At 58.7% G+C, this 12,789-nt stretch carries 14 protein-coding genes; 10 read left to right on the forward strand and 4 right to left on the reverse strand.

Annotation, left to right across the window (positions count from 1 at the left end; translation table 11 throughout):
- Nucleotides 1–19: 19 nt before the first annotated feature.
- Complete coding sequence (locus LOY33_RS12115; RefSeq protein ID WP_258662750.1) at nucleotides 20–814, reverse strand: helix-turn-helix domain-containing protein; 795 nt, start codon at nucleotides 812–814, stop codon at nucleotides 20–22.
- An 88-nt stretch (nucleotides 815–902) separates the two neighbouring features.
- Between LOY33_RS12115 and LOY33_RS12120 the strand changes: the two genes are divergently transcribed.
- Nucleotides 903–2,150, forward strand: coding sequence for an MFS transporter (locus LOY33_RS12120; RefSeq protein WP_258662751.1), 1,248 nt, complete (start codon nucleotides 903–905; stop codon nucleotides 2,148–2,150).
- Here LOY33_RS12120 and LOY33_RS12125 read toward each other — a convergent pair.
- The gene (locus tag LOY33_RS12125; protein ID WP_258662752.1) at nucleotides 2,063–3,139 is read right to left on the reverse strand and encodes a LysR family transcriptional regulator; all 1,077 of its coding nucleotides are present in this window, start codon (nucleotides 3,137–3,139) and stop codon (nucleotides 2,063–2,065) included. The genes LOY33_RS12120 and LOY33_RS12125 overlap by 88 nt on opposite strands.
- Here LOY33_RS12125 and LOY33_RS12130 point away from each other — a divergent pair.
- Together LOY33_RS12130 and LOY33_RS12135 are read left to right on the forward strand one after the other, a co-directional pair.
- A complete protein-coding gene (locus LOY33_RS12130; RefSeq protein ID WP_258662754.1) occupies nucleotides 3,117–4,514 on the forward strand; it encodes an amidohydrolase family protein in 1,398 nt (465 codons plus the stop codon). The genes LOY33_RS12125 and LOY33_RS12130 overlap by 23 nt on opposite strands.
- An 11-nt stretch (nucleotides 4,515–4,525) precedes the next feature.
- Nucleotides 4,526–4,999 carry a DMT family transporter gene (locus LOY33_RS12135; RefSeq protein WP_258662755.1) on the forward strand — a complete coding sequence of 158 codons (474 nt, stop codon included), beginning with the start codon at nucleotides 4,526–4,528 and terminating at the stop codon, nucleotides 4,997–4,999.
- A gap of 212 nt (nucleotides 5,000–5,211) precedes the next feature.
- Here the strand turns inward: LOY33_RS12135 and LOY33_RS12140 are convergent, their stop codons facing one another.
- The gene (locus tag LOY33_RS12140) at nucleotides 5,212–6,105 is read right to left on the reverse strand and encodes an AraC family transcriptional regulator (RefSeq protein WP_258662756.1); all 894 of its coding nucleotides are present in this window, start codon (nucleotides 6,103–6,105) and stop codon (nucleotides 5,212–5,214) included.
- 137 nt (nucleotides 6,106–6,242) lie between these two features.
- Here LOY33_RS12140 and LOY33_RS12145 point away from each other — a divergent pair, with 137 nt between their 5' ends.
- Genes LOY33_RS12145 through LOY33_RS12155 form a run of 3 tightly spaced genes read left to right on the forward strand, consistent with a single transcriptional unit; the run spans nucleotide 6,243 to nucleotide 8,378 of the window.
- The gene (locus tag LOY33_RS12145) at nucleotides 6,243–6,986 is read left to right on the forward strand and encodes an SDR family NAD(P)-dependent oxidoreductase (RefSeq protein WP_258662757.1); all 744 of its coding nucleotides are present in this window, start codon (nucleotides 6,243–6,245) and stop codon (nucleotides 6,984–6,986) included.
- 16 nt (nucleotides 6,987–7,002) lie between these two features.
- A complete protein-coding gene (locus LOY33_RS12150; protein ID WP_258662758.1) occupies nucleotides 7,003–7,404 on the forward strand; it encodes a VOC family protein in 402 nt (133 codons plus the stop codon).
- Nucleotides 7,401–8,378, forward strand: a complete 978-nt coding sequence (locus LOY33_RS12155; protein ID WP_258662759.1) for a trans-acting enoyl reductase family protein — start codon at nucleotides 7,401–7,403, stop codon at nucleotides 8,376–8,378. The genes LOY33_RS12150 and LOY33_RS12155 overlap by 4 nt, the downstream gene beginning before the upstream one ends.
- Nucleotides 8,379–8,405: 27 nt before the next feature.
- On the opposite strand, the gene LOY33_RS12160 is transcribed toward LOY33_RS12155, so the two are convergent.
- Nucleotides 8,406–9,008, reverse strand: a complete 603-nt coding sequence (locus tag LOY33_RS12160; protein ID WP_258662760.1) for a TetR/AcrR family transcriptional regulator — start codon at nucleotides 9,006–9,008, stop codon at nucleotides 8,406–8,408.
- Between the two features lie 157 nt (nucleotides 9,009–9,165).
- Here LOY33_RS12160 and LOY33_RS12165 point away from each other — a divergent pair, with 157 nt between their 5' ends.
- From LOY33_RS12165 to LOY33_RS12180, 4 genes are all read left to right on the forward strand, one after another.
- Nucleotides 9,166–9,906, forward strand: coding sequence for an SDR family NAD(P)-dependent oxidoreductase (locus LOY33_RS12165; RefSeq protein WP_258662762.1), 741 nt, complete (start codon nucleotides 9,166–9,168; stop codon nucleotides 9,904–9,906).
- A 53-nt stretch (nucleotides 9,907–9,959) separates the two neighbouring features.
- Nucleotides 9,960–11,378 (forward strand): MFS transporter, encoded by a 1,419-nt coding sequence (locus LOY33_RS12170; protein ID WP_258662764.1) that lies wholly within the window; start codon nucleotides 9,960–9,962, stop codon nucleotides 11,376–11,378.
- A 52-nt stretch (nucleotides 11,379–11,430) separates the two neighbouring features.
- Nucleotides 11,431–11,841, forward strand: coding sequence for a VOC family protein (locus tag LOY33_RS12175; RefSeq protein ID WP_258662766.1), 411 nt, complete (start codon nucleotides 11,431–11,433; stop codon nucleotides 11,839–11,841).
- Between the two features lie 144 nt (nucleotides 11,842–11,985).
- Nucleotides 11,986–12,480, forward strand: coding sequence for a nuclear transport factor 2 family protein (locus LOY33_RS12180; RefSeq protein ID WP_258662768.1), 495 nt, complete (start codon nucleotides 11,986–11,988; stop codon nucleotides 12,478–12,480).
- Nucleotides 12,481–12,789 lie beyond the last annotated feature (309 nt).

A 12,789-nucleotide genomic window follows, 5' to 3' on the forward strand; every position in this document is an offset into this window, starting at 1 on the left:
TGTATCAGCCAGCAGAGCACTAGCGCAGAGAGGAAAAATACTGAGTAGGCGGTTTACCCAGTGCTTTCTTGAACATCGTGATGAATGCATTAACAGAGTCATATCCCAGGATGCCCGCCACACGTTGCACGGATACCCCCTCCGCCAAATGACTCAGTGCGATCATCAAATGCAATTGTTGACGCCAGCGTCCGAAGCTCAGTCCGGTCGTGCTTTCTACAAGCCTGGCCAGCGTTCGTTCACTGGTTGCAAGCCGAGTGGCCCACTCGCGCAACGTGGTTCGGTCGCCTGGATCTGAGAAGAGCGTATCCGCGATTTGTTTGATCTTGGGGTGGTCTGATATCGGCAAATGCAGCTCTTTCAGCGGGGCATCGGAAAGCTGCTCAAGCAGCACTGCAACCAGCCGAGCCGTCTTTCCCTCGGAATGGTAAGCAGGTTCCTGTTCAGCGAGATGCAGGACCATCTCCCGAACAAGGGGCGTAATGGCAACCGTGCAGCATTCTTCAGGCATGGCTGCCGCACCGGGCTCAACGAACAGAAAGCAGGTCCGGGCGTTTTCTGTCACTCGGCAACTGTGCGGCGTGCCGCCCGGGATCCATACGGCGTGCTGGGGAGGGACAAGCCAGAGTGCATTTTGCACCTCACAGCTCACTGCGCCATGCAAAGACAGGATGAGCTGGCCTTTGCGATGATCATGCGGACGGGCACCCGAATCATTGCGGTCAGGCGCAACCTTGAGGGCAATCGCTTCCTGGGCGAAAAGGTCTGAATCGAAATCTTCCGGCGAGGAAACGACATTTTTTGAGCTTGGCATAATTTAGATATCAGGTGTCTTGATATCTATATTAGACGGTTCTGAAGTTCTCTACAGTTGTCTTCTTTTAAGAGGACAGATAAAGAATATGTCAGATACAAAAAACAAGTGGCATGCCATCGCGCTCGTCGCAGGCATTCTGCTTATCGCCGTGAACCTGCGCGTTCCCTTTACCAGCATCGCGCCCGTTTTGCCGCTGATCCAGAATGATTTTGGCTTGAGCGCCTCAGCTCTAGGCCTGCTTACTTCACTGCCATTACTTGCCTTTGCAGCCTTCTCCCCGCTCAGCGCATCGGTCGCCCGAAGGTTCGGCATTGAGCGCACGCTTTTCGGCGCACTGTTGGTCATTTCAGCGGGCATCCTGCTGCGCTCCGCAGGCAGCGCATTGGCGTTGTACGCTGGCACGGTATTGATAGGCACCGGTATCGCACTGGGCAACGTGCTGCTGCCCGGCCTGATCAAACGGGATTTCTCAACGAAAATGGCGTCCATGACCGGCGCTTATTCCATCACGATGGGCGCAGCGGGCGCTGTCGGTTCAGCCGTGATAATTCCACTGACCCAATCATGGGGATGGCCGATTTCCCTGAGTTTGTTGGTCGCTGCCCCTCTGTTGGCGCTGGTTTTGTGGCTGCCACAGTTGAAAAAACACGAACACGTGAGTCTGTCCGGCCCGAAACAAGCGCCAACCGTGGCCGTCTGGCGTTCGCCGCTGGCATGGCAGGTCACACTGTTCATGGGGCTGAACGCGATGCCCTTTTATGTCGCCGTAGGCTGGCTGCCGACCATTCTGATGGACCATGGCATATCCCCGGAGCAAGCAGGTACGGTACACGGCACGTTGCAACTGACCACGGCCATTCCCGGCCTGATTTTGGCAGCCACGCTTCGCCGTCTCAAAGACCAGAAACTGGCAGCCGCTACCGTCAGCCTGTTAACCGCCTCATCCCTGATCGGGCTCATTTACGCGCCAGACTACGCCATGTTGTGGGCCGCGTTCCTGGGCTTCGGCTCTGGTGCCAGTATGATGCTCGGCCTGACCTTCATCGGCTTGCGCACAAAAAATGCCGGTGACACGGCGGCACTTTCAGGAATGGCGCAGTGCGTCGGCTACCTGATGGCAGCCGCAGGTCCCTTGCTGCTGGGCCAACTGCACGACTGGACCGGTGGCTGGACATCACCGCTGCTGATCACAGCCGCAATCTCTGTAGCCGGCGCATTCACTGGCATGCTGGCCGGGCGCAACGTTCAACTTGAACCTGCTGAATCATCGTCGCGAACAAGCCCGGCAATCCAGTCAGCGAATGCACTCACGGCTGGCGACAGAAAGCGCTGATGAGGGTATAGCAGGTGCACAGGAACCGAGGCCGGCTGCCAGTCAGCAAGCACCTCGACCAGCCGCCCTTCTCGCAGATGCTCGCTGACCACGTTCTCAGCGAGCTGCACAAGTCCAAAACCTTCAAGGCACATTTTGATGTAGAGCCCAGTCTCGTTGACGGCCGCAGTGCCGTTGACCGGAACTGAGAGCTTTTCAGTACCACGGGCAAAGAGCATTTCACCTGCTTGCCTTGCGCGGCTCGAGAAGTAATGGATGGCGCGGTGGTGAGACAAATCTTGCGGAGTTTGCGGAGTACCGTTTTCTTCGAGATAGGCGACAGAAGCACAGGTCACCCAGCGAAACCGGCCGAGTGGGCGCGCAACGAGCGTTGAGTCATCGAGCTCGCCTGTACGAATGACGCAATCGACACCTTCCTGAATCAGATCAACCTGCCGGTCATTGACGCCTATCATCAGGTAGATATCCGGGTAGCGCCGGTAAAAGTCTTGCAGGTTTGGCATGACGATGAAGTGTGCAATGCCGCCCGGCATATCGACCCGCAAGCGCCCCTGCGGCCGTGTTACGGAATCCGCCACACTTGCCTCCGTGTGTTCGATCAGCTGCAATATTTCTCGGCATTGCGCCAGATACTGTGCGCCCTCAGGTGTCAGGCTAACCCGTCGCGTTGTTCTGTTCAGCAGGCGCACCTTCAGGTACTTCTCAAGATTTTTAACGCTGCTGGTCACTGTCGAGGCCGGCAGAGAGAGCGTCTGCGCCGCCTGGATAAAGCTTCTTGCTTCAGCCACACGAACGAAAACCTGCATCGCTTGAATACGGTCCATGACGGTTAGAAGTCCCAAATCAGTGATCAAGAAGGCATTATTATTCGCCATTATTGAATAATAAAAACGATTTAACTCTCTTTTTCCCGCAGTATCGCCTTGCGTACAGTTCTTCCAACGAAATTTGAAGAGGTGTACTGAAATGACTGAATACAGCCGCAGCATCGTGCAGGCCCCGGCCGCTCCGGCCGCCCGCACACTTATCTGCGGCGCTACCATACTGAGCATGGACGGCGACATCGGCAATCTGTTGCGCGGCGATATCCTTATCGAAGGCAGCACCATCACGGCCATCGGTGAAAATCTCGCAGCTGGCGACGCTGTGGTGATCGAGGCATCCGGGATGATCGCCATGCCGGGCATGGTCGATACGCACCGTCACTCCTGGGAAGGGCAACTACGGCGAATCAATCCGAACGCCGCAACCCTGGAGGACTACTGCAACGCCACCCACTTCTCGTTCGCCAAATACTATCGTCCAGCTGACATGTATATCGGCAACCTGCTGAGTGCATTGGGCTGCATCGATGCCGGTATCACGACCCTGGTGGACAACTCCCATAACAGCCGCACCGGTGCGCACTCCGATGCCGCGGTCGAGGCGCTGCTCGATGCAGGTATACGCGCCGTACACGCCTCGGGGGCGCCGGTTGCTGGTGAGTGGGACAAAGCCCACTGGCCCGGCAACCTGGAGCGTCTGCAGGAAAAATACGTCAAGAACGGTGACAACCCTCTGCTCTCGCTGGCGGTGATGGCGCAGCTGGAACCTGAACTCTGGGCTGAAGCCCGGCGCCTGGGGCTGCCGATCATCACCGAGTTTTTTGGTGGGGACATGGCCGCTGAGCTGGAAGGATTGCATCGCGAGGGCCTGCTGCGCTCCGACAACATCTTCAACCACTGCACCGCACTGCCGGACGCCGGCTGGAAAATCATTCGCGAGGCTGGCGTGCGGGTCAACGTATGCCCGCGTTCAGATGCCCACTACGGCATTGAAGATGGAATGTTCGCCATGCAGTCGGCCCAGCGTCACGGCATCAGCCCGGGGCTGAGTGTGGATAACGAAACCTCCTACAGCGGTGACATGTTCATGGAGATGCGGGTGGCGTTCTACCTGCAACGCGTCATGGGCATGCACCAGCAGCGCTGCTGCGGCGCAGAGCATCATCCTGTGACCCTGCCGGCTCATGGCCTGCTCAAAGCCGCCACTCTTGACGGCGCCACCTGTGCAGGATTGCAGGACAAAGTCGGCACCCTGACCCCCGGCAAACAGGCCGACCTGATCCTTATCAATGCGCAGGACATAAACCTTTACCCGTCGGGTAACGCATTCGGCACCGTGGTACACGCGGCCGAACGCAGCAATGTCGACACGGTCATGATTGGCGGGCGCATCGTCAAGCGCGGCGGCAAGGTGCTGGGCGTGGACAGCGAAAGGCTGCGTGCAGCAATCGACGAATCCCGTGAGCATCTGTTTGCTGCCGCAGGCTACCAGCCGGATATTTTTGCCGAGACATTCATGCCGCTTGAGTCAGCCAAGTAAGGAGGCGCGAAATGAACGCAGCTTACTACCTGCTGGCCATCGCCGCGGGGCTTGGCATTACCCTGCAGACCACGCTGAATGGTCAACTCGCTAAAGGTGTGGGTGGAGATTCCGTAGCGGCGGCGCTGTTCTCATTTACTGCCGGAGCGGTGTGCCTGGGCGTCTTTTCATTGATGCGTGGCGGGATAGTGGCCTCACTGGCGGCTGTACCTGCCCAGCCCTGGTGGAGCCTGCTGGGCGGTCTGCTGGGTGGCGGTGCCTTGCTTAGTTATGTGGTGCTTGCGCCAAAAATCGGCCTGTCAGCCCTGCTGGGCCTCGCTATCGCAGGTCAGATTATCTCCTCACTGGTTATCGATCATTTCGGATTGATGGGGGCATCGGAAAGGCCGGTGTCTCTCATCAAGTTGGCCGGGTCGATGGTGATGCTCGCAGGACTGGCCATCGCCCTGTTCGGTGACAGGTGGTCAGCGCTTTTCTCCAACTGACTGCCTTGTTTGCCCCATCCTGTTTCGTAGGACGCAACCATGTTTAAAACCCTAACCGGCACCACCAGTCTTCTTGGCGAGTGCCCTGTCTGGTGTGAAAGAATCGAACGCCTGTTCTGGACCGATATGAATGACCGCTTCTGGCCGATTTCTGCCTTTCACTGTTCGTTTAGGCAAAAGCCCCAAGGAATTTTTGCGTCTCCTTCCACACGTTAGTTTTTGGACGCCTTCGTTTCCCTGAGAATTCTTCCTGCATCCCTGGCAGGAGGAAGGCCAAATACCCGCGCGTAATCCCGGCTGAATTGCGTCGCGCTTTCATAGCCCACCTCGAAAGCTGCCGCTGTGACGCTCTTGCCACTGGCCACCATGAGCATCCGCGCCTGGAGCAAACGCACGCGCTTTTGATATTGCAACGGGCTCAGGGTGGTGACCGCCTTGAAGTGGCGGTGAAAGGCCGAGACGCTCATCGCCGCTTTGTGCGCCAGGCTTTCTACTCTGATCGGCTCGGCAAAATCCCGACGGATCCATTGAATGGCCAGATTTACTCGGGCCATGGCGGTATCCGGTGCTGCGATCTCCCGCAGCATCCAGCCATGGGGGCCTTGCAGCACGCGAAACAGAATCTCGCGCTCGTATGCAGGCGCCAGGGCGGCGATGGCGTCCGGGTTACCCATCAATCGCAACATGCGCACCCAGGCATCCATCAGCTCGGGCGTGACGGCGGCCACCGAAAACCCAGGTTCGCCCTCATGGCGATCAGCAGGTTTAGGCAGGTCAGCCAGCAGCGTGGACAACACGGTGGGCTCAAGCGTCAGGCTGATGGCCAGGTAGGGTTCGCCTGATGCAGCAGGGTGCACCGTGCCCACCGCGGGCAGCTGAATGGACATGACGAAATAGGTCGCCGGGTCATACCGCAGCGTGGAGTCGCCCACGGTCATGGTTTTGCTGCCCTGCAGGATCAGGTTGATCATTGGGTCATAGACCGCCGCCAGCATATGCTCAGGGATTTTGCCCTGGACCATGGCAACGCGCGGAATGCCCGTCTCCGTGCGGCGGTTTTCGGCCCTGGCGGCGAGGGTGCGGAGTTCGGTTAGCTGATCATTCATGCGGTCATGCTGAATGGCGGAACAGGCGCAGCGCAAGCAAAAAGCAGAAACAGGCAGGTTTCGAGTAGGAACGGCTGCGCCCGCGATGACGAGGTCCCTTAACGTGGAGGCTCATTCAATCAGCCAAGGAGCACGTCATGGGCGTTATCGTCATTACCGGAGGCAGTCGAGGAATTGGTGCCAGTGCAGCAGAACACGCCGCCCGGCGCGGCATGGGTGTCATCCTTACATACAACCAGCATCCGGACGCCGCGGATGAGGTAGTGCGACGCATTGAACAAGCGGGCGGCAAGGCCGTTGCGCTCAAGCTCGACGTCGCGGATGTCCGAAGCTTCGACGCGTTCCGTGAAGCCGTCCTTGCTGCACTCCATGAAACGTGGGGTACGAGCACGCTCGCAGGCATGGTGAATAACGCCGGTTACGGCCTGTTCAACCCGCTGGCATCGGTCAGCGAGGCGCAGTTCGATGGTCTGTTCAATGTTCATCTAAAAGGTCCGTTCTTCCTGACGCAGGCCTTGCTGCCACTACTGGAAGAAAACGCCAGCATCGTCAACCTGACCAGCGCCACCACGCGGGTGGCCACCGCAGGAGTGGCACCTTACGCGGCGTTCAAGGGTGGGCTGGAAGTACTTACGCGCTATATGGCCAAGGAATTCGGCGATCGACGTATCCGTGCCAACGCTGTTTCCCCTGGGGCGATTCGAACCGAGTTGGGCGGTGGACTCAATGATGAGTTCGAGGCGATGCTGGCTGCGCAAACGGCGCTGGGCAGAGTCGGTGAGCCCGATGATGTGGCCCGGATCATCGTCATGCTGATGTCGGAAGAGGGCGCGTGGATTAACGCCCAGAGCATTGAAGTCGCGGGCGGCTACGTCATCTGAACGAGGAGCTTTCAGCATGCTGGATCACATTTTTCTGTCGGTAAGCGACATTGAGCGCTCCATCCATTTCTACGAGGCGGCCTTGGTGCCGCTGGGTATCACCGCGCGCCTGGACTACGACGGCAAGGACGGCCCACCCGGGCACCCGGACTTGAAAGGCTTCGGCGCCAACGGCCGGATGTTTTTCTGGCTGCGCCAGGGTGTAGTTGAAGGGCGAGCTGTACACATTGGTTTTGTGGCAAATAGCAAAGCCGAAGTTGACGCCGCCTACGCAGCCGCGTTGGCTCATGGCGCGGTCGACAACGGCGCACCGGGGGCACGTCTTCACTACGACCCGAACTACTACGCCGCTAATGTCCTGGACCCTGACGGCTATAGCCTGGAATTCGTCTACAAGAATTGGCAGCACGTCCAATGAACAAATTAATGATCTATGGCGCAACCGGTTACGTGGGGCGCATGGCGGCGGAGTATGCCAAGGCACAAGGGCTGGACATTGTCATTGCCGGGCGCCGCCACGACAAAGTACGTACATTCGCCGCAGAGCTGGACGTTCCTTATCGCGTATTCACGCCTGATGCGCCGACAGCAGATTCCCTTGAAGGCGTCGGCGTGCTGGTGAACTTTGCTGGGCCCTTTGCGCAGACCGCCGATGCCTTGATGCGAGCCTGTATCAAGGCTGGCGTCGACTATCTGGATATCACGGCCGAGATCAATGTGTACCGGTTGGCTGAGCGATTGGGCGCTGAGGCGGCCGAGTCAGGGATCATGCTGCTGCCTGGCGTCGGCTGGGACGTGGTGCCGACAGACTGCTTGGCGGTGCATGTCGCTCGCCGAGTGCAGGATCCGCAGTCACTTAGCATTGCACTTCAGGTCGCGGGTTCCATGTCACGTGGATCGGCGCTGAGCGTTAGCGAGATTGTTGGAGCAGGGCTGCTGGCCCGGATTGACGGGCAGCTCGTGGCAACGCCCGATGCGCAACCACGACATTTCGATTTTGGCGATGGCCCGGAAGTCTGTGCGCCGCTGTCTTTCGGAGACTTGGTTACCGGCTGGCACTCCACCGGTATTCCAAACATTTCCATGTTCGTGCATTTCTCAGGCGAGCCCTTTCCCGAAGGCGATCTCTCTCAGCTTCCTGATGGGCCCAACACGCAACAACGTGAAGCCCACCGCGCCCGAGCAGTGGCTGAGGTCACCGGCGCTGACGGCACAGTCGCCCGTTCAGTGATCGAGACTGTCAACGGCTACACCTACACACCGATCGCTGCGGTGGAGGCTGCGCGCCGGGTATTGAGTGGCGAGCGGCGGCCGGGCTTCGAGACGCCGGCAACGCTACTGGGCGTTGGATTCGCCGAGAGCATCGTCGGAACGACCATCACTGATCGCTGACCCTCTGGTACGGCAATGCTGATTTACTCAGCAATTCGCAGCTCTGTCACTTGCTTCGAACTCACGGGAGATCAGCTTGCCAGCAGTTTGCGCCACCTCCACCAGGCGTTCGCAGGGCATGCCACTGCATGCTGCTGCCGACAGCCCGCGCAGGGTGACTAGCAGATAGTCAGCCAGCGCCTGAGCAGCGTCTGGCCGGACCTCATCAAGGTAACGGCGGATCGTCTGGATCCCGGTGTCGCCCAGCTTCTCAGCCATGTTGCGGGCGATCGGATCGTCCGCGCGCATGCCTTCGGTGATCAGGCAGCCGCGCAAAGCGCTGTCGCGTCCGTACTGCTTCGCAGCGGCAACCAACAGCGCAGTCAGCGCTTCGGCAGGTGGGCGATCCGGTGCCAGCAATTTGTCCATCGGGAGCGCGTTTTCACCGGCGTAGCGATGCATCGCACGTTCGAACAGCTCGGCCTTGCTGCCATAGGCGGCGTAAAAGCTGGGCGGCTTGATGTTCATCGCCTCGGTCAGGTCGGCCAGGCTGACAGCGTCGAATCCACGCTGATGAAACAATGCTTGTGCGATGGCTATCCCTTGCTCTCGATCGAAAGCGGGGCGGCGCTGCCTGGGTTTTTCGTTCATGGGTATCTCTCATCTCAATACGACTACTGTAGCGATCGCTACATCCATGTTCAATCGCAATTCCCTGAAAGGTGATTTTAGTGATTACTAAATAGCTTGCGAGCGGCCCTGGGCTTATGTAGTGTTTGCTACATATTCACTCGTTAAGGTATTTGTCATGCAGTTCAAAAACAAGGTTGTGCTGATCACTGGCGGTTCTTCGGGCCTAGGCTTCGCGATCGCCGAAGTGTTCGTCAGTCAGGGTGCCGACCTGATCATCACCGGGCGCCGCCAGCCGCAGCTCGACGAAGCCGTTAGCCGCCTCGGTGGAAATGTTTCTGCCGTGCGGACCGACATCTCGAGCCCTGCAGAACTTGCCGATCTGTACACGCACATAAGCGCAGTCCATGGCCGTATCGATGTGTTGATCGCCAATGCCGGGATGGGTGAAGTCGAGCCTCTGGGGGCAATCACTGAAGCGGGTTTCGATCGGGTGTTCGCAACCAACGTCAAAGGCACCACGTTTACAGTTCAAGGGGCGCTGCCGTTGATGGGCGAGGGCAGCAGCATCGTCATCGTCGGCTCGACTTCCTCGATCAATCCTGGGCCTGGTATGAGCGTCTACGGAGCCACCAAGGCCGCATTACGGGCGATGGTGAGGAGCTGGATTCTCGACATTAAAGGCTCAGGCGTACGCATTAACCTGCTCAGCCCCGGTCCGGTGGACACCCCGTCACTGCGCGACGTACTTGGCGAAAACGCGCAGCAGGTGATCGATGTATTCAATGAGAAGAGCACGCTCGGCCGGATCGGCCAGGCGCACGAGATCGGCCAGGCCGCGCTATTCCTGGCGAGCGATGCGTCGAGCTATGTCAACGGCGCCGAGCTGTTCGCTGACGGTGGGGCTTCCCAAGTCTGAACAACGCTGAGCTACCGCCCCACGCCGGTCCTTCTGAATGCCAAGGAATAATCATGACCGCTTCGCCGTCTGCGCCTGAGGTGCGTGCGCTTCTTCCCGTCGATCAACACGTGCTGGCGCTGGTCGTTATCCTCGCCGCGCAGCTCATGCTGCAGATGGATTTTCTTATCGTGATGGTCGCCTTGCCGCAGATCCAGATGGACCTGGGATTCTCCTCTGCGACGCTTTCCTGGGTGCCCAACGCGTTCGCTTTAGCTTTTGGCGGACTGCTGCTACTTGGTGGGCGGCTGGGCGATGCGTTCGGACGTGTGAGGGCTTTCCAACTAGGGCTGGCAGTCTTCGTGCTGGCTTCACTGGTGGGCGGGTTGGCGCAGAGTCCGCTCATGCTGATTGTCGCACGGGTACTTCAGGGGGTAGGGGCCGCCGTGGCCGCGCCCAGTGTTCTGGCACTGGTGACCAACCTGGCTCGCAACGAGCAAGAGCGCAACCGCGGCATGGCGCTGTTCATCACCGTGTCGTCAATAGGGGCTTCGGCCGGCCTGATTCTAGGTGGCGCACTCACTGAATACATATCCTGGCGCTGGTCACTGCTTATCAATGTGCCGATCGGTGCACTGGTGTTGCTGATGATCGGCCGCTTGGTAGTGGAGACCCCCCGAACGCCGTCGACCTTCGATATTTCTGGCGCGCTGACCGCCACCCTGGGTTCCATCGCCCTGGTGTTCGGCTTCATAAGCGCTGCCGAGCATGGCTGGACCGATGCGGCAACTCTACCGTCGTTCGTAATTGCCATCGTGCTTTTGGCGACGTTCCGCGTCATCGAGGGCCGTGTAAGACAACCGCTATTGGACCTCGACCTTTTGCGCAACAGAACGCGTGTCGTTGCTCTGGTGACCATGGCGGTGATCGTTGGAATGCATTTTTCGATGCTGTTTCTGGTCGTGCAGTATTTTCAGAAGGTGCTCGGCTTTAGCCCGCTTTATGCGGGCCTGGCCTATCTTCCCGTGTCCTGCACGGTGTTCGCGGTGACTCACTTCATGGCGGGCCTGATCGAACGCTTTGGCGCCGAAAGACTACTTGTAGCCGGCTGCGCGCTGGTGTCCTGCAGCTTCATCGGCTTCGTGCTGATGGACGGCCAGGGCAGCTACATGTCCGCAGTCCTGGCGCCGATGTTCGTTCATAGCCTTGGCATTGCCCTGGTATTTACCCCAGGCACGGTACTGATCATGCAGGACGTACCTGCCGAACAATCCGGCAGTGCCTCGGGGCTCTTGCAGATGGACCAGCAGATCGGTGGCGCGCTGGGTATCGCAGTGATCACATCGATTTACGCTGCCACTTCGGTGCCAGAAAATTTCGTATCCGGATTGCCTATGGCCTTCGGCATAGCAGCGCTGTTTTCGCTATTGGCCGGCCTGTCGTGCTGGCTGTTAAGACCTATCCGTGCGGTCGGCCACGCCACCCGCTGCTGACGACGAAGCCCTACGAACCTGCCGAACAATCGGCGCCTTAAGGAGTTACCTGATGAGTGAGTTTGCTGGGTCGGCAATCGATCATATGGGCATCGGTGTTTCGGACATTTTGCATGCACGTGATTTCTACGAACAGGCGCTCAAGCCGCTGGGCATCACATTGATGATGAGCATTGAGGCCGATCCACCTCGATCGAAGCCTCGACGACTGGGGTTCGGTTCCGCAGATAAGCCGTTCCTCTGGCTGCACGACGCTCCCGTTCCCAGCCAGGGGGCCCATATTGCGCTGATCGCGCAGAGTCATGAGGCGGTCGACGCGTTCCATGCGGCTGCTATTGCCGCTGGCGGAAAGGACAACGGAGCGCCGGGGATCAGGCCTCGTTACCACCCTAATTATTACGCAGCCTATGTACTGGGCCCTGACGGAGTGAATCTGGAGGCTGTTTGCCAGCTGACGACTTAAGCGTCAGGGCCACACTGGATGTTTAACGGGCGTCGTTCTTAGCCGGCGATGCGACCAGCCATATCAACGCGTCGAGCTATTCGCCGAGGAGGGCTTCCGAGAATTGAATCCTATTTTTCCGACATTATCCTTGGAGCAACTGGTATGACTGACAGCACCAACCAACGGGATCTCGTGGCACGCCTGGATGCCGAGAGCGCGATCCATCGCCTGCATGCCATCTATATCCATCGTCTCGACAACGGTGACTTCGAGGGCGTAGCAGAGGTTCTCAAACATGCCGTTATCCATGTGCTGGGCAACGAGGCATCGACTGTCGAAGGGCTGATGGCGTTTTTCACCGCTGGTCTTCAGGTCCATGGGGATGGCACTCCGCGTACGTGGCACTCGATTACCAACCAGCTCATTGACGTGGACCCGTCCGGTGAAAGGGCGAGTTCGGCAAGCTACTACACCGTTCATCAGCAGGTCGATGAGTTCCCGTTACAGCCTATCTGCACCGGGAAGTACCTCGATCAGTTTGAGCGGAGTGATGGGGAATGGCGCTTCACCCGGCGGGAGGTGACGCTGCGTTTTGCAGGGGGCCTTCAACACCACGTCAAAGGGACTCAGAGAGATGCGGTAGCGCAGACCACCTGACGGCGTTGCCACTATTTTTCCCTTTGCCCCTAACCACCGAGGATTACGCATGATGTTTTTTAGTAAGCGACAGGCGCTAGTTACCGGCGCCACAAGGGCATAGGTCTCGCCACAGTCAGGGGGTATGGCAGAACTCTTTTCCGTGTGGGTATATACCTCCTAGTTCTAAGGGTGTTACTAGTGAGAGGCAGCTCATCTAGGGCTGCCTTTGGCTGGTAGCTCCGCTTCTGGCCGTTTGCCAAGGGCCGCTTCTGGCCGATTTCTGCCCGTCGCGAAGGCCAGCTATGGGTCGAAAGCGGTCGGTCGAGG

This window comes from Pseudomonas sp. B21-036 (assembly GCF_024748925.1).
GTDB classification, from domain to species: Bacteria; Pseudomonadota; Gammaproteobacteria; order Pseudomonadales; family Pseudomonadaceae; genus Aquipseudomonas; species Aquipseudomonas palmensis.